We start from the raw sequence: 17,979 nt of genomic DNA, 5'->3' as shown, positions 1-17,979 counted from the left end.
TTCCCTTGCGTTAAAACAAGGCGAACATCATAGCGATAAGATAGAATATTAAAATCGCTTATATAAAAAATAGGTTATATAACATATTCATTTTACGAGGTTTACCGTATGTCTCATTCTCAAAGTGGTATTTTGAAAGAACATAGCCGTTTTGGTATTTTTATTGAAGCGCAAGTGCAAGAGGGATCTCTGGATGAAGTTAAGTCTGGATGTAAAAGCTTTGTCGAGGCTTTAACCAAATTACAAGCGCAATATCCAGATGATCGCCTTGGTGCCGTTATCGCGTTTGGTTCTGACATCTGGAAACAGCTCGGTAAGGCAAATACTGCCCCTGAATTGAAACCATTTCGCACTCTAGGTAAAGGGCTAGCTCCTGCCACTCAACGGGATATGTTTATTCATATTCAATCACTGCGCCATGATATTAATTTTTCATTAGCGCAGGCAGCTTTAAATGCATTTGGTAAATCTATCTCTGTAGTGGAAGAAATTCATGGCTTCCGTTGGGTAGATGACAGAGATTTAAGCGGTTTTATTGATGGAACAGAGAACCCGCAAGGGGAAGAAATTGCAGAAGTCACATTAATCGAAGACGGTGAAGATACAGGCGGAAGTTATGTTTTAGTCCAACGCTATGAACACGATTTGAGAAAATGGGATCGTTTTTCGGAACATGAACAAGAAAAAATGATTGGTCGTACGAAAAAAGATAGCGTTGAATTAGATGAAGATGCGCGTAATGTCACCTCTCATGTCTCACGCGTGGTGATAGAAGAAGAGGGCGAAGAGCTTTCAGTTATGCGTCACAGCTTGCCATATGGTACAGCAAGCGGCAAACATGGCTTATTTTTTATCGCTTATTGTGCAAGGTTACACAATATTGAACAGCAATTATTAAGCATGTTCGGCGAAAAAGACGGCAAATACGATGATTTGCTACGTATGACGAAAGCCGTTTCGGGGAGTTATTACTATGCTCCGTCGATTGAGACATTGACGTCTCTTTAGCGTTACTCGTCATTCTTTGCGTTACAGAGTTGTTGGCTACGTAAGATTACCCTAGTCACATACTATTGTATGCTTCTAGGGCTAATCTTCCTTGCCGCCTAGCTGTAACACAAATTATTTAGAGTAACTGTTTATACTTAGCAATTTAAACATAATGATTTGTATTTATTCTATTATTATTAGCCCGTTATCATTAATGCCTACTTACTACCTAGTAATGATTTAACTTATAGAATGCCCCTCCATTGAGTAATATTCATATCACTAACTAATTAAAAAATCAGTTAATTTTCCTGCTTATGACGTTCATTTCTTTGTTATTCCAATTTGGTATATAAAAAGGTGATTGATAGCTACACAGTTATAACCAAAACAGATACAGTGGTTTTAATCTTAGCCATTTGGGTTTAGTTACGAACAGGTGTGGAATGAAAAAATCATTTTTGAAAAAAACAGCACTAGCGAGTTTGGCAACGGTATCATTACTTGGGAGCTCGCCATTAGTTGCCGCTGAACTACTTAATAGCTCTTATGATATTGCCCGTGAATTATTTGTGGCATTGAATCCATCATTTGAAAAGCAATGGAATGAGGCTCACCCTGACGACAAACTCACGATTAAGCAATCACACGCAGGTTCATCTAAGCAGGCCTTAGCTATTTTACAAGGTTTGAAAGCGGATGTCGTGACCTACAACCAAGTCACTGACGTGCAAATTTTGCATGAGAAAGGGAATTTGATCCCAGCAGACTGGCAAGCGCGCTTACCAAATAATAGCTCGCCTTATTATTCAACGATGGCATTTTTAGTTCGTAAAGGAAACCCTAAAGGAATTAAAACGTGGGATGATTTAGTCCGCGAAGATGTCAAATTAATCTTCCCAAATCCAAAAACATCAGGAAATGGCCGTTATACCTACCTTGCAGCATGGGGCGCTTTTAATCAGGAAAATAAAGATGATAAAGCAAAAACCCGTGAACAAATGAAACAGTTTTTGAAAAATGTAGAGGTATTCGATACCGGTGGACGTGGCGCGACGACGTCATTTATTGAGCGAGGGCTCGGTGACGTCCTCATTAGCTTTGAATCAGAGGTGAATAATATTCGCTCTCAATATGGCGAGTCAGACTATGAAGTCATTGTACCGCCAGTGGATATCTTAGCGGAGTTTCCTGTCGCTTGGGTCGACAAAAATGTACAGAAAAATGGTACGGAAGACGTCGCTAAAGCTTACTTAAATTATCTCTATAGCCCACAGGCTCAAGAAATCATCACTCAGTATAATTATCGAGTGAATGACAAAGCTGTGATGAATGCAAATAAGGCTAAATTTCCTGAAACTCAGCTCTTTACCGTTGAATCACAATTTGAGAGCTGGCCAAAAGTGATGGAGGTTCATTTTGCTACAGGTGGAGAATTTGACCAATTAATGGCAGAAGGGCGCCGTTAATGGAGCGTTCAGGAAAGCGTTTCTTGCCGGGTTTCGGGCTAACGCTAGGTAGCAGTCTGTTTTATACCTGTTTGATATTGCTATTACCCATGAGCGCATTGGTAATTCAATTATCAGAAATGACATGGCAGCAATATTGGGCGGTCATTAGTTACCCGCAAGTGGTTGCCGCGTATAAAGTGACGTTATTGTCAGCGCTAGTCGCAAGCTTGTTTAATGCGGTATTTGGCATGCTATTAGCGTGGATCCTAACGCGTTATCGTTTTCCTGGGCGTTTGTTCTTAGATGGTTTAGTGGATTTACCTTTTGCCTTACCTACTGCGGTAGCGGGGCTGACATTGGCAACCCTGTTTGCAACCTCGGGCTGGTATGGGCAATATCTGCAGCAGTTTGATATTAAAGTCGTGAATACTTGGCTGGGAATTGCGGTTGCGATGGCTTTTACCAGTATTCCGTTTGTTGTGCGTACAGTTCAACCAGTATTGGAAGAGCTCGGCCCTGAATACGAAGAAGCTGCTCAAACCCTAGGTGCGAGCCGCTGGCAAACCTTTCGTCGAGTGGTACTGCCAGAGCTTTCACCAGCCTTGTTAGCCGGAACGGTTTTGTCCTTTACACGGAGTTTAGGCGAGTTTGGGGCCATTATATTTATTGCGGGTAATATTGCGTGGCAAACCGAAGTTGTCTCATTAATGATTTTTAGTCAGCTACAGCAATTTGACTACCCGGCAGCCAGTGCTGTGGCCTCGGTTATTTTAGCGGTTTCATTGTTACTTCTATTTAGTGTCAATTTAGTACAAAGCCGCTTTGGTAAACGGTTAGGGGGCAAGTAATGGCGCAAATTACACCAATTCATACCGCTAGCCGTACTCAAATTAACTGGGGTAAATGGCTACTAATTGCAATAGGTTTATTGTTTTCATTTTTACTGTTAGTCATTCCAATTGTTTGGATATTTATTACGGCTTTTCAAAAAGGGTTAGATACCGTTTTATTAAATCTGGCAGACCCAGACATGTTACATGCCATTGGTTTAACAGTATTAATCGCTTTAATTACCGTTCCGGTAAATTTAGTCTTTGGCACCATGATGGCCTGGTTAGTAACGCGATTTCAGTTTCCTGGCCGCCAATTATTACTCACCTTGGTGGATATCCCATTTGCGGTTTCACCTGTTGTTGCGGGTTTGCTGTACTTACTTTTTTATGGCTCGAACAGCTGGTTTGGTGGGTGGCTTGAAGGTTTTGATATCCAGCTCATGTTTTCATGGCCAGGTATGGCGTTAGTGACCATTTTTGTGACGTGTCCATTTGTCGTACGTGAGCTCGTGCCCTTGATGTTAAGCCAAGGTAGCCAAGAAGATGAAGCAGCAGTGTTACTGGGAGCGTCAGGATGGAAGATGTTTTGGCGTGTGACATTACCCAATATCCGCTGGGCACTACTGTATGGGGTCGTTTTAACTAACGCCCGGGCAATCGGTGAATTTGGTGCGGTCTCGGTAGTTTCAGGGGCTATCCGTGGGGAAACATACACCTTACCGTTGCAGGTTGAATTATTGCATCAAGATTATAATACGGTAGGGGCGTTTACGGCCGCAGGGATCCTCGCAGTCATGGCGATTATCACCTTAATTCTTAAAAGTGCATTGCAGTGGCATTTAAGTCGACAGCAATCTGAATCAGGAGTCCATTAATCATGAGTATTGAAATTGAAAAAATCGGTAAGTTATTTGGTAAAACCCAAGTACTCAACGATATTTCACTGGATATCGCATCGGGTGAAATGGTTGCCCTATTAGGGCCTTCTGGTTCAGGAAAAACAACCTTATTGCGTATTATTGCAGGGCTTGAACAGCAAAGTCAGGGGTTATTACGTTTTCATGGCCATGATGTCAGTAAAATCCACGCCAAAGATAGGCATGTTGGCTTTGTATTTCAACACTATGCGCTATTTCGGCACATGACAGTATTTGATAATGTGGCATTTGGTTTAACTGTCTTACCCAGAAAACAGCGGCCATCAGCTCAAGTTATTAAAGATAAAGTAACCAAATTGCTAGAAATGGTTCAACTTGGCCATTTGGCTTCACGTTACCCCGCACAACTTTCAGGGGGGCAAAAACAGCGTGTGGCATTAGCAAGGGCTCTCGCGGTTGACCCGCAAATTTTATTATTGGATGAGCCTTTTGGTGCGCTCGACGCACAAGTGCGTATTGAGTTACGCCGTTGGCTACGCCAATTACATGATGAATTAAAATTTACCAGTGTTTTTGTCACCCACGACCAAGAAGAAGCCATGGAAGTGGCGGACAGAGTGGTGGTGATGAGCCAAGGTCATATTGAACAAGTGGGTACACCGAGCGATATTTGGCAACGTCCAGAGACACGTTTTGTCCTTGAATTTATGGGGGAAATCAACCAAATCTCTGCCCATATCAAAGGTTCCACATTGAATATCGATGGATATGCGTTCCCACTAAAGCATACTGGTGCTCAGCAAGGTGAAGTCGATGTATTCTTACGGCCTTGGGATATTTCATTACAAGCGGAAGTGGATGAGCAGCACCGTTTACCCGTTAGGGTCACCGAATCGGGGCCAAGAGGGCATTTTTGGCAATTAACCGTTCAGCCTTTAGGTTGGGGTAAAGAACCGTTGTCAGTGATTTGGCAATCTGCTAAAACGATACCAACTCGAGGTGAGCGTTACTTTTTAGGCAGCCAACAGGCGAAGATTTATCAAGGGGATCAGGAATTAATTTTCCCACAGTTAGCTAAAAGTGCATGAATATAAAATTCAATAATTTATAACACTGATAAATATATTATTGGTGTTATATTTTCTATTATTTTCTTCATATATTACTGATATTTAGGCTTTGTATATAAAAATATGCAGCCTAATTCCTTCCATGTTCAAAATCCATCTAACTCATTGATAAAATAGGGTTAATCATTGTATTTTTATGTGAAATATAACTGGTAATTCTATAAGCTTATTGTAATATAATATATCAATTAGCTATATCAGAAATGGTCATTAAGATAATCTATTTTTCTAATATTAATGTGAAGAGATTTCAACTTTCACGTACCAATATTGGGGTAATATCTTATCTCTATTGTTTCTTATTTATATATAAAAATTATAAGGATGGTAACGTGTCGGCTCTGGAACAATTTATCGGTAATACCCCATTAGTAAAACTTCAGCGTTTAACACAAGGGATTGAAGCTGAAATTTGGGTGAAACTTGAAGGTAATAACCCCGCAGGTTCAGTGAAAGATCGCGCGGCATTTTCAATGATTAATGAAGCGCAATTACGGGGTGAAATTAAACCAGGTGATACGCTAATTGAAGCAACTAGTGGAAATACAGGTATCGCACTCGCGATGATTGCTGCGGTAAAAGGCTACAAACTGAAATTACTCATGCCTGATAACATGAGTAAAGAGCGACAAGCTTCAATGCAAGCCTATGGTGCAGAACTCATCTTAGTGAGTACGGCTGTTGGTATGGAAGGTGCCCGCGATTTGGCTAAGGAAATGGAACAAAGAGGCGAGGGGAAAGTTTTAGACCAATTTAATAACCCTGATAACCCGTTGGCCCATTTTAAAACCACAGGTCCTGAAATATGGCAGCAAACTAATGGTAGCATTACCCACTTTGTGTCCAGTATGGGGACGACAGGGACAATCACAGGGGTAAGCCGTTATTTAAAATCACAATCTTCAGATGTACATGTTGTTGGTTTACAGCCTGCGGAAAAGAGCCAGATCCCCGGTATTCGTCGTTGGTCCCCTGGCTATTTGCCCGGTATCTTCGATGACTCGTTAGTCGACAGCGTGCTGGATATAAACCAGCAAGAAGCTGAAGAGACCATGAGAGCTTTAGCTAAAGTTGAAGGTATCTTTTGTGGGGTGAGCTCGGGTGGGGCGGTTGCCGGTGCATTAAAAGTGGCGAAGGCTAACCCAGGAGCGGTCATTGTGGCAGTCATTTGCGACCGAGGAGACCGTTATTTATCAACAGGTGTATTTAATGAGTGAGATAATTCAATGGCAAGTCTGTGCTCAATAAAAAATCTCCACAAATTATAACCACCCGCTATGCGGGTGGTTTGCTCTAGCCCTATAAGGGCTTATTACCGACCGCGCCTAAATGACGCTGCTTTCTCTTCGTTCAAGCTAATCTCTTTGTTACTTTGACTGTAGTGGCATAGTTAATTTGGTCACCCATTATGGCAAAGCGTATAAGACGACTGTTCAGTGCTGGATTCAAGCTTGAAGCTGCTCAATTGGTTCTTGACCAACGGCTAGAAGCATTATCCCTAATATAACTGGTAGTGCTTTTATTGATTATTTTCTGTTATTTTTCATTTATTTTTCGGCTGTGGTAGTAATTGGCAAGGCTGCGCTGCAGCACACTGGTATTTATTAAATTTCAGGCCACCAAAGTCATCAATATAAGCGACTTCAAAACTATTCCATGCTGGGTTTTTCAATGTCACGGTTGAATCACTAAATGGGGCGACAAGCACTTCAGGAAAATCTTTATCCTTACTTTGGTCAACATTGATATTGGTGATCACAATATTAAACGGGGTTGGATTCGATAACGTAATCTGTCCACCTTGTTTTGTGACTTTTAAATCGCGCTGAAAATCTTTCTCGGCAGAGACTTTGTAGTCAATACCTTTTGGGCGATAAAACAGTTTTAAGCGTGATTGGATAGTAAACTGAACCGCATTCGCTTCTTTACCTTGCGGTGGAATACCTAATACATTGAAATATAAAAGACTCTCCCTATCCGTTGGTAAGGTATTTTGCCCATCCATATAGGCAATTTTGATTTGTTTTTTCTGTTTAGGGCCGATTTTTTGTAAAAAAGGTAACGCCACTAGTGAGTTAGTCAGCTTTTCACCTTTCTGGTTTTCTATCCATGTCTGCGCTAAAAATGAAGAAGCGGTATCTTGGTTTTCAACAACGACACTGGTTCCGCCATCGGCTTCATTAAAAATAATACGGGTTCTATCTAACCCAAGGACGGCATACGCTTGGCTCATGACGCTTGATAGTAAAACAACGGAAAATACTTTTTTAAATAATGTCATTTTTTCACCCATTGAAATCACATTAGTGACGACAAGTAATTGAATCGCTACTTTTAGCCAGGAGGCTGTCAGCTAAGAACGTGCATGCTTGTGCATCTCCCCAGTTGACGCTAAGCTGATCGCCCATGTTCAACCCGGTTAAGTAGACGATGCCAGATTCAGCAATAATGCCTGAAACTTTACCCGTTACGTTATTTTTCACCACTGAGCCTAATGGTGGGTATTGACCATTAGCTAGCTTAATTCGTGTTATCAGCGATTTACCAATATCCGCATCCATTTTAGCATAACCGATTGCACCATCAGTGAGTGTAGACGCTAAAACATTATCATCAATGTTTACGGTGTCTGGTAAGTTGTTCACATCCACCTTATACTCCATATTATAGTAGGTCGGAACGTTACTGATAGTAGCTAACCCACGACTATTCGTCGTCGCATTGCCATTTTCAATAATCACGCCTTTCGCATTTGGCACATCAACCACTAAGCGAGATTGGTCACGATATGTTAAACGGTGCGCTGAAATACCGTGTTGTGTCGCGGTAACTGAGCCACTCACTGTCATACCCAGCGACGTCATTGAGTCCGATAATGACCCTGTGACTTGCACTTGGCCAGCATCCGCACTGTGTGATACATATGTGCTCACCATCCCTTCCGATAACCCATCTTGGGTTGATGCAGTTAAATTATAGTTCGTATTGCTATCAATATGACGACTGTAATTCACATTATTCGCATAGCGCTTGTTGTTGTCACTATAAGAGGCGAAATACGATATGGATGCATTATGATTTTCAGAGTTTAACGGTTTACTGACTGATAAATAAACTTGGTTATCTGTTTTATTATTAGCTCCACGAACTTGGTTTAAAGATAGGGATATGTTCCCACCTTTCATGATACCTTCATCGAAGAATTTATTTAGCCCCACACTGAAATAGTTATTTTGCTTACCATTCCAATAGGTTTTACGGGATGCGGTGATATTCGCACTCGCATTAATCCCAGGTAATTGCTGAGCGTAAGACAATGAAAAAACATGTTTATCTTTATTGGTATCGATATTTTGTCTGTCGACAAAGTTTTGCTCAACAAAATTAGATAAAGAGTTAAAGGTTCTGTCGGCAAAACGGTACCCGGTTAATGTCAACTGCCCATTAAAACTCGGTAAATCTTTGGCATAGTTGATACGGTAGCTTTTGCCTTTCTCATGCCCCAGTAAGGTATCGGCGTAAGATTGGGTGATATCCACCGAAAAAGCCCCTAAAAAGCCGATATTTTGACCAATACCGAGGTTAATAGCTTTATATTTATTTCCCGCTGTCGCCACTATTCCCCCAAAAACAGAGGTATTGTTAAACACCCCAACAGAGCTTTCGACAGTCATAAAATTGTCGTTAGCATGGGTACCATTTTTCGGGGATAGTTGACCTAAATTCAAGGTGTAGCGCGCTTGTCCTTTACGGGTTAAAAACGGAATATTGGTTGTGGTAAACTGAAATTTCGTTTCTTTACCGTTATCCTCTGCTACGGTTACATCAATGGTTCCCATGATGGATTGACTTAAGTCCTTAATCACAAAAGGACCCGCCGGCACTTTCACTTGGCTGATGATACGGCCATTTTGTGATAAGGTCACCGTTGCATTTGAGGCTGCAACCCCAGTAATTTGAGGCGCATACCCCCTGAGATTCGGTGGCATCATGCTTTCATCGGTGAACATGCTCACGCCTTTGAAACGCACGCTATCAAACAAATCTGATTTAATAAAAATTTCCCCGGCAAACAACTTCGCCGATAAGCTGGTAATATCCCTAAAAGCGTAGACTTGGTCCCAATCTAAGTTGCGTTTCTTGCTACTCTGTCCATCTTCGCCAACCAATTTATTTTCATATTGGTAATTTGCCCGTAAACGCCATTGCGCGAAGTTAGCGCCCACATTTCCGAAGGCATATAACTGGTTACGTGTTTCTTCGTTTTTACGGGTTAAATGATTATCGCTAATCGTATAATCTAAAATTAACCCAGCAATACCGTAATCGCGCATTTCAGGGGTTACCCACGAAGAATAAGTCGATTCCATATATTTCTGAGGTATCGAAATACTCAGAACTTGTTCGCTATCATTAAAATCGATAGCCACGTTTTGATCGAGAGAGAGTAAATTAATACAATCGTTTTCTTGAGAGGAAAGTAATATTTCTTTCGCCTCTTCATTTAATGGGAAACGTTTTATTAACTGCGCCGTAATACACGGCTCAATTATTCCACCATTATTAATAAATTTAATTTTTTCGCCGCGGATGATTTTTTTATCATTTAAAATGATATCCGACTCATATAAACCTTCACTTAAACTATTTTTTTCAAAATAGCTTAGGTCAATATTATCGTCTACAGATAAATTAAGGGCGTTGATATTAAAAGTTTCAGCGTTCGTATATCCACCACACATAATGAGTGAGATAATATAACCTATATTTTTTCTGTTAAAATACATGTTGGCACTCTTATGCTAATCGATAGAGGAAATACAAAGCTTTACACTAATCAGCGTAAAGCTTTGTTTAGGTATGATGGCTATCTTATTCGTAGCTTAATACATAGTTAGCGATAGAGTTGATGCTACCTGAAGTTGCTGCACCAGTTGCTTCTGCTTGAGCAGATAAAATAATTGTGGTGTCAGACGCTTTCAGTGTTTGCTCTAAGGTATCACCTGGTTTAATGGCTTTACCTGCATTGTCTAAGAATGAAACTGCAACGTTATTTGCGCTACCTGTGCTTGACCATAAAGTTGCGTTAGTTGCATCAGGTTGGCCATTAAAAGTAATTTTTACTTTAGAATATGGTGTACCTGAAGCACTTGGGTCTAATTGGCAATCTTGTAATTTTAATTCAAATGTATTTAGTGGGCCTTTTTTACCTGCAGAACTTAAATTAGCAGCGGCAATACTACCTAATTGAACTTCTTTATTTACATCGGTCGGAGAAATTGTACATGCACCGCTATTTACTGTGCCTTTAAAAGTAATTTTACCTGAACCTGCATCCGCAGCCATTGCAGAAATAGAAGTTGTAGTTAACGCTAAGCATAATGCAATTAAAGTCTTATTCATTTTTGTTTACCTTATATTAAATAATTTAATTAAAAAAATTTATCTGTTGTGAAGAACGAAACAAATAATATCCATAAAATGAGTAATCAGATACCGCTAAAGTATGTATTTACGCGGTAGAATGTAACGAAATATATTAATCTAAAGTATTGAAATTAAAGGAAAGTATAAATTGAGATATTTATTGGTATTATTACCGGGGCCGCTTTAGGGTATTAAATGTAGTTTATTAATCCAATAAATTAGCAATGGAAAGGATTAAGCTCCAACATAGCCAATAAAAACAAATAAACGCGTCACCAGAGTATTTTGGTGATAAAATATTTTTTAAATAATCAAAAATCGAGTTTTTGAGATATTTATTTACATCCGTTTATGGGTTTGAAACGATTTTATCACGTTAAATCATTCATTAGCATGAAAGGAAGTGATCTAATTACTTGTTTTTTAATGTTATTTTAAATTTTCTTAAATGAAGGCGATATTCTATTATTTTTCACTTATTTTTATCCGATAAAGTAGACAAACTAAAATTAGTTATAAAACAATTGGTTAGTGTTTGTTGTGTCTTAGAAAGATATTATGGTCTTAATTTGATAGAAAACGGGGCTTGAATGACTGATTTACCCAATAGAGCAGACTTTAGCTAATTTAGAGACAGATTTTAATACAAAGCTGAGTCATGTTAGCCTCAACATAAATTCAGATGTGAATGACTTTGTCAAAAAGTAGCCGCCGTCAAATCGGTTACAATGGGGTTTAGCCAGTAAAAAGTGGAAAACCAGTATTGATAATCCGATTTATAGGCAAATAAAGAATACTGGAATAATTGATATCATGAAGTTTGTGAACAATGAAACGGGGTTTTTGTCTGTTTTTAATTCAGTCTCATCCAGAAAAAACAGTTTAGAAGCCGATAATAATGATCTTCTTGCTTATATCTTTGGTAACAGCGCAAACTATGGTGTTCACCGAATAGCATCTGCATCAGACCGAAGTCTTAGCATATTACGTGATGTCAATGATATGTTTATTCGACCATAAACGAAAAATCGCCATTTGGAAGTGTGGATGGGCAAAAGCACACTTGCTGAATCAATACATTCAAAGCGTGTTCTTCAGACAAATACTTCAGACAAATACTTCAGAAAGGGAAAAGGCGTTTTCGCAATAACTCCTGTATCTAATCATGTCGCATTGGTAACGACAATCATTTCATCTAATGAGTATGAAGGTCATCGTATCTTTAATTTATTTATGTACTTTAGTATAAAGCACAATTATTTTAATTTTAAATATAGTATGAAACGAAAAATGGGCTAATTTATGGAGGTGCTATTTTTGCGGCATGCATAACATGATGACTTAAATATATATCATGTGCAGTGTTATTTGCTTTTTAAGGTACATGTTTTCTACCGTTATCCTACCTTAACTTCAGCGTGCCGAACGCTGGCCCATTCAACATGAATTGGCGTATAAATCTTAGTTGATTTCACATCACTGTGTACCCTCAATTGAGGATCTACGCCTAGCTTCTCAGGTGAATGCATAGCGAATGTCCTTATTTCTTGCTTTTTAAAATACACGGCATAGATAACTAGGATACTGTTTGTGCAAGATGATGAACTGCTGAGCTAATCAAGCGACTTCTTTATTGAGAACCGACAAACAACGTAAGGGTTAGCAGTATTATCTCTACTTTCCTCGATGATCAGTTTTAGCTCTCCGCCTGTTGGAATAGCAGAGTGCGTAGTCTCTTTGTTTTTAATTTTTTGTCTATAGATATCTATAGATATATATACCCCAAAAACCCTATTTATTGGCACATTTATTTTAATTCATTATATTTAGTTACATACTATGGATGAAATTAATAATTTACTAATACTATTTTACTCACTAATTGAGTACCATTCGTGAAAATAACACATGCCCATTTAAAGTAGTAGAAAGGGGTGTATAAAACGCAGTCAATAACTACGGGTTTACTGAATTTGAGGCGTGAGATGGATATCTAGTACGTACATTAGCATAGTCCAATGTTGAGCATGTTGATTACATAGATATAAATGTGACTTTTAAAATTTTAGTATTAGCCCTGAGGAATAATTAAATGAAATCTCTTATGAGCAAAAAAATAGAAAATAAACTAAAACTAGGTGTGTTTGGCTCGTTACTGATGGCTTTTAGCACATTTTCTTATTCCGGTGTTAGCTGTACTCCTTTGGGTGCGTGGTACCCATTACCATTATTATCCATTGATATGAATACAATCCCAGGTACTGTTCCTGAAGGAACAAGATTAGGCTCAGGGTTTTCAGCGTTATCATGGCGATGTAATTTTTCTGGAACTGTAGCAGATAGAACTATCTGGTTTCATAGTCAAACACCCGGCTCAGTTAAAGCTCACCTTCTCTCTAGCGGAGTTAAAGTTTTTCAGTCATCTTATGTGGGGAAAGTTGAAATTACAGCACCGACTACTCCAGCATTAAATGTGGGATATTGGAAGGTAGGCACCGAAAACATATCATTGTGGCATAATTTTACTATAGAACGTGGAAAGGGGCCGTTAAAATCATTTGACACAGGTGATTTCATTCTTGGCTATCACACGGATGGAGTGGGAAATCGTATTGCTGATTATTACACTATCCGCCTTGTTGGCACATTAATTAATTATTGTCCAACACCGATTGTTACGATGAGTGACAAAGTAGTTGATTTTAAAGAGCTGACAACGGATCAATTTGAAAATAATAAAACAATAAAAGAAAATTTTAATTTAACTTTAACTCCAGTTTCAACTTGTGATGCTGCTTTAGAAGTTAGTGTTAAATTTCAAAGCAATAAAGGCGTAGTGAATAATAAATATATCGTTTTTGATAACGGTTTGCAGATGGCGATTACCGATAGAAGTTTGGGGCAAGAAATTAGTTTTGGTCAGGAGTATTATAAAGGTGTTATTACTAAGCAAAAGCCCGGTAATTATCAGTATTCAGCTGAGTTATCTAAAAAAAATAATGAGAATATTAAGCAGGGGCCATTTAGCAATACCGTAAATGTTTTATTTACATATAAGTAATAGAAATATAATTCTCAAATGTTGTTGATAAAAATAAAAAACCTAATCTGATTATCAAGTTTTAATCATCATGCTAAATGAAAAACCATCAGGCAAGACCTGATGGTTTAAACTAAATATTGGCACTTAAGCTATTTCTTAATACGCATGATGACAGTTTCACCGACTGTCACGGAGCCTGTCAGTTTGTTGAGTTCTTTGATTTCGTCCATATTAGAAATGACAACTGGCGTTAAAACAGATTTTGCTTTCTCTTCTAACAGTGCTAAATCAAACTCAATGATTAAATCACCTTTTTTCACCGTTTGGCCTTCTTCAGCGATGCGTTTAAAGCCTTCACCTTTAAGCTCAACGGTATCAATACCGAAGTGAACAAATAGTTCTATACCATCATCTGACTCAATAGAAAACGCATGGTTAGTTTCAAAAATCTTACCAATTGTGCCGTCTACAGGGGCAACGATTTTGTTACCTGCGGGTTTAATCGCAATACCATCACCCACAATTTTTTCTGCGAACACAACGTCTGGAACATCTTCAATATTGACAATTTCACCGGATAAAGGTGCGATAATTTCAATACTGCCACTGCTACTTTTGTCTTCCGAAACGAGTGATTTCAGTTTATCAAACAGACCCATGGACCTTCTCCTAATCGTTTTATATGGGACCGAACTAATGTGCTGTTCCTAGCATAACGTTTTTTCTTGGATAAAGGTATCTACAAGTTTCATCAATTCATCCGCTGTTGGTTGAGCAAGTGCTTGTTCAGCCAACGCTTGAGTATCAGCAAAGCTCGCATTGCGAATTAACTTTTTGATACGTGGAATTGAAATTGCGCTCATACTAAATTCATCCAGCCCCATGCCAAGTAGCAATAAGGTTGCACGCTCATCTCCAGCTAACTCCCCACACATCCCAGTCCATTTACCTTCAGCGTGTGATGCATCGATCACTTGCTTAATTAAGTTTAGGACAGCAGGTGACATCGGGTTGTAAAGATGAGAAATCAGTTCATTACCACGGTCGACCGCTAAAGTGTATTGAGTGAGATCGTTCGTCCCAATACTAAAGAAATCAACTTCTTTTGCCAAGTGGCGAGCAATCACAGCAGCGGCTGGTGTTTCAACCATCACACCGACTTCAATTGACTCGTCAAAAGCCTTACCTTCTTCACGTAACTGAGCTTTTAGCATTTCTAGCTCCGCTTTTAGTTCACGAACTTCTTCAACGGAAATGACCATTGGGAACATAATACGCAGTTTACCAAATTTAGAGGCTCTTAAAATAGCTCTTAACTGTGAGTGTAAGATTTCTTTGCGATCAAGACAAATACGAATTGCACGCCAGCCGAGGAATGGGTTCTCTTCTTTCGGTAAATTCATATATGGCAGGTCTTTATCACCGCCTATATCCATTGTGCGGACAATAACGGCTTGGCTGCCCATTGCTTCTGCAACTGCTTTATAAGCTTGAAATTGCTCTTCTTCAGTAGGAAGAGAGTCTCTATCCATAAATAAAAATTCAGTGCGGTAAAGGCCAACGCCTTCTGCGCCATTGCGTTCAGCACCAGCGACATCTCGTACGGTACCAATGTTGGCACAAACTTCAACTTGATGACCATCAAGGGTGATAGCAGGCAAATCTTTTAATTTTGCGAGCTCTTCTTTTTCTTGTAGGTATTCATCACGGAAGGCTTTGAGTTTGTCGATTTCTGCTTCAGATGGGTTCAGGTGGATAGTGTTGTTAACACCATCTAATACAATGAAATCGCCATTTTTAATTTTGCGGGTGGCATCACTAGTTCCGACAATGGCTGGTAACTCAAGGGAACGTGCCATAATCGAGGTATGTGATGTACGGCCACCTAAATCAGTAATAAACCCTAATACTTTATCTAAATTCAGCTGTGCGGTTTCTGAAGGGGTTAAATCAGCCGCCACTAAAATAACTTCTTCGCTGATTGCACTTAAATCAACGATAGGAATATTTAAGATGTTTTTTAATAAACGCTTACCGATATCACGTACGTCAGCGGCACGCTCTTTAAGGTATTCATCATCAAGAGATTCAAGGGCTTGAGCTTGATCTTCAATAACAGAATACGCAGCTGCATCAGCTGTTTTTTTGTCGCCTTTGATTAAAGTGACAATTTCTTGCTCCAGCTCTTCATCTTCCAGCAGCATTATATGACCTTCAAAAATCTCAGCTTTTTCAGCTCCAAGATTTTTTTCGGCTTTTTCTTTAATCAAATTGAGTTGTTCGGCTGACTTGTTTCGTCCCTCAATAAAGCGAGCGATTTCTTTATCAACCTGATCGTCAGCGATTTTTTTTGTGCTAACAACGATAGGATCTTCTTTGAGGATTAAAGCTTGACCAAAAGCAAAACCCGGGGATACTAAAATTCCTGAAATCATAATATTACCTTACTGCTGCTAGTGCTGGGAGTTCTGATGTTGCAGAGACGACAATGAATATAGCCGATTATACAAATGTCCCCGAATGACATCACTCAGGGACATTGAATGAAATCAGTAAATGCTATTTTCGTGCGAAATTATTCTAATTCGCCCATCAGTTTAACTAAATGCTCAACGGCTTCTTTTTCGTCTTCGCCTTCAGCAGAAATTGTCACAACTGTGCCTTGCGTTAGGCCTAAGGTTTGTAATTTAAACAAACTTTTCGCGCTAGCGGATTTGCCGCCAGAAATTAAAGAAATATCAGAAGAGAATGCTTTTGCTTCTTTTACAAATTGAGCTGCAGGACGAGTATGTAGACCATTTGGTGCCGTAATAGTAACTTCTTGCTGAAACATAGTATTTCCTCAATAACTTTCGTTTTTTTAATTACCCAGCCAATTGTAGATGAAATAGACTAGGTTTGCGTATAAGTTAGATTATTAACTTGAAAAAAGGTTTCCTACTTTGTGCGGTATCAACCCTTTTTCTATTTTTCTTGCGATCTCACCACTTTTTTCTCATTGGCAAATTATTTTACTCGCCCTAGAGGTTGGCTAAAAAGTGATTAATTTCGAGGTGCAAAATAATTACTATGTTTAATACTAAACCCCGAATTATAAATCATCTCCATCCGTGCTAAACTTTGATCCATGCCACAAAAAAAGCACCATTTAGGTGCTTTTTTAACGATATTGTAACGAAGTTATGTTACTCAGCGGAGATGTCAGCAAATAGGGCTGTAGACAAATAACGCTCACCTGAAGAAGGTAAAATAACGACGATATTTTTACCTTTATAGGCAGGGTCTGCGGCAATTTGAGTGGCAGCAGCAATAGCCGCGCCTGATGAAATACCCGCCAGAATGCCTTCTTTTTCCATTAGTTCACGAGCAGTTTTGATGGCTTCGTCATCGCTGATTTGAATGACTTTATCGAGTAATTTTAAATCTAAGTTACCCGGAATAAACCCAGCTCCGATCCCTTGGATCTTATGTGGTCCTGGTTTAATTTCTTCACCTGCTAAGGCTTGTGTGATAACGGGTGAGGTTTCTGGCTCAACAGCTACGATAGTCACATCTTTGCCTTTGGTGTTTTTCAGGTACTTTGCAATCCCTGTAATTGTCCCACCTGTACCGACACCAGCAACCACAACGTCGACATTGCCGTCAGTATCTTCCCAAATTTCAGGCCCTGTGGTTTTTTCATGAATTTCAGGGTTTGCTGGATTATTAAACTGTTGAAGTAATAGGTATTTCTTAGGGTTGCTATTCACTATTTCTTCAGCTTTAGCTATCGCACCTTTCATACCTTTTGCCCCCTCGGTTAAAACGAGGTTGGCGCCCAGTGCTTTGAGCAGTTTACGACGTTCAATACTCATCGTTTCAGGCATGGTTAAGGTCAACTTATAACCTCTTGCCGCAGCGACATAGGCTAAAGCGATCCCTGTATTACCACTGGTTGGCTCAACTAATTCTTTGTCTTTGTTTAGGATACCTTTTTTCTCTGCGTCCCAAATCATGTTCGCACCAATACGGCACTTAACACTGAAGCTTGGGTTGCGAGATTCCACTTTTGCTAAAATATTGCCATTACCAAAATGCTTTAATCGGACAAGTGGGGTGTGGCCAATGGTCAACGAGTTATCATCATAAATTTTGCTCATGGGATATCCTTAAAAATCGGTTAGCCAGTAATGTAATCGGTATTAATTAAAAATAATGAGATGGATTCAACATACGTTAAGAACAGAT

At 39.3% G+C, this 17,979-nt stretch carries 14 protein-coding genes and 1 pseudogene; 8 read left to right on the top strand and 7 right to left on the bottom strand.

Going from position 1 to position 17,979, the window contains the following annotated elements:
- Window positions 1-108 precede the first annotated feature (108 nt).
- The 6 genes from CYG50_RS11925 (at window position 109) to cysM (ending at window position 6,499) form a co-directional block, all read left to right on the top strand.
- On the top strand, window positions 109-1,008 hold the full coding sequence (locus CYG50_RS11925; RefSeq protein ID WP_102137560.1) for a Dyp-type peroxidase: 900 nt from the start codon (window positions 109-111) through the stop codon (window positions 1,006-1,008).
- A gap of 428 nt (window positions 1,009-1,436) precedes the next feature.
- Entirely contained in the window at window positions 1,437-2,459 is a 1,023-nt protein-coding gene (locus CYG50_RS11920) for a sulfate ABC transporter substrate-binding protein (protein WP_102137561.1), read from the top strand.
- On the top strand, window positions 2,459-3,289 hold the full coding sequence (gene cysT / locus CYG50_RS11915; RefSeq protein WP_102137562.1) for a sulfate/thiosulfate ABC transporter permease CysT: 831 nt from the start codon (window positions 2,459-2,461) through the stop codon (window positions 3,287-3,289). Before CYG50_RS11920 ends, cysT begins: the two co-directional genes overlap by 1 nt.
- Window positions 3,289-4,149: a sulfate/thiosulfate ABC transporter permease CysW gene (gene cysW, locus CYG50_RS11910; protein WP_102137563.1), complete on the top strand. Its 861-nt coding sequence runs from the start codon at window positions 3,289-3,291 to the stop codon at window positions 4,147-4,149. Before cysT ends, cysW begins: the two co-directional genes overlap by 1 nt.
- Before the next feature lie 2 nt (window positions 4,150-4,151).
- On the top strand, window positions 4,152-5,240 hold the full coding sequence (gene cysA / locus CYG50_RS11905; protein WP_102137564.1) for a sulfate/thiosulfate ABC transporter ATP-binding protein CysA: 1,089 nt from the start codon (window positions 4,152-4,154) through the stop codon (window positions 5,238-5,240).
- A 374-nt stretch (window positions 5,241-5,614) separates the two neighbouring features.
- A complete protein-coding gene (gene cysM, locus CYG50_RS11900) occupies window positions 5,615-6,499 on the top strand; it encodes a cysteine synthase CysM (RefSeq protein WP_102137565.1) in 885 nt (294 codons plus the stop codon).
- A gap of 326 nt (window positions 6,500-6,825) precedes the next feature.
- On the opposite strand, the gene CYG50_RS11895 is transcribed toward cysM, so the two are convergent.
- From CYG50_RS11895 to CYG50_RS11885, 3 genes are all read right to left on the bottom strand, one after another.
- Window positions 6,826-7,563: a fimbrial biogenesis chaperone gene (locus CYG50_RS11895; RefSeq protein WP_168222851.1), complete on the bottom strand. Its 738-nt coding sequence runs from the start codon at window positions 7,561-7,563 to the stop codon at window positions 6,826-6,828.
- A gap of 22 nt (window positions 7,564-7,585) precedes the next feature.
- Complete coding sequence (locus CYG50_RS11890) at window positions 7,586-10,069, bottom strand: fimbria/pilus outer membrane usher protein (RefSeq protein WP_102137567.1); 2,484 nt, start codon at window positions 10,067-10,069, stop codon at window positions 7,586-7,588.
- Window positions 10,070-10,154: 85 nt separating this feature from the next.
- On the bottom strand, window positions 10,155-10,685 hold the full coding sequence (locus CYG50_RS11885) for a fimbrial protein (RefSeq protein WP_102137568.1): 531 nt from the start codon (window positions 10,683-10,685) through the stop codon (window positions 10,155-10,157).
- 837 nt (window positions 10,686-11,522) lie between these two features.
- Here CYG50_RS11885 and CYG50_RS23645 point away from each other — a divergent pair.
- Together CYG50_RS23645 and CYG50_RS11870 are read left to right on the top strand one after the other, a co-directional pair.
- A pseudogene (locus CYG50_RS23645) lies at window positions 11,523-12,008 on the top strand (Tn3 family transposase).
- Window positions 12,009-12,801: 793 nt separating this feature from the next.
- Window positions 12,802-13,770, top strand: coding sequence for a fimbrial protein (locus CYG50_RS11870; protein WP_102137569.1), 969 nt, complete (start codon window positions 12,802-12,804; stop codon window positions 13,768-13,770).
- A 131-nt stretch (window positions 13,771-13,901) separates the two neighbouring features.
- On the opposite strand, the gene crr is transcribed toward CYG50_RS11870, so the two are convergent.
- The 4 genes from crr to cysK form a co-directional block, all read right to left on the bottom strand.
- A complete protein-coding gene (gene crr / locus CYG50_RS11865) occupies window positions 13,902-14,411 on the bottom strand; it encodes a PTS glucose transporter subunit IIA (protein ID WP_004264878.1) in 510 nt (169 codons plus the stop codon).
- Between the two features lie 48 nt (window positions 14,412-14,459).
- On the bottom strand, window positions 14,460-16,187 hold the full coding sequence (gene ptsI / locus CYG50_RS11860; protein ID WP_102137570.1) for a phosphoenolpyruvate-protein phosphotransferase PtsI: 1,728 nt from the start codon (window positions 16,185-16,187) through the stop codon (window positions 14,460-14,462).
- 140 nt (window positions 16,188-16,327) lie between these two features.
- Complete coding sequence (ptsH, locus tag CYG50_RS11855; RefSeq protein ID WP_004264876.1) at window positions 16,328-16,585, bottom strand: phosphocarrier protein Hpr; 258 nt, start codon at window positions 16,583-16,585, stop codon at window positions 16,328-16,330.
- Between the two features lie 352 nt (window positions 16,586-16,937).
- Entirely contained in the window at window positions 16,938-17,891 is a 954-nt protein-coding gene (gene cysK / locus CYG50_RS11850) for a cysteine synthase A (protein ID WP_102137571.1), read from the bottom strand.
- Window positions 17,892-17,979 lie beyond the last annotated feature (88 nt).

It is taken from the genome of Providencia huaxiensis (assembly GCF_002843235.3).
Classification (GTDB): domain Bacteria; phylum Pseudomonadota; class Gammaproteobacteria; order Enterobacterales; family Enterobacteriaceae; genus Providencia; species Providencia huaxiensis.
Note: the sequence above shows the minus strand (reverse complement) of the source record. Positions and strands in the feature narration are given on the sequence as shown.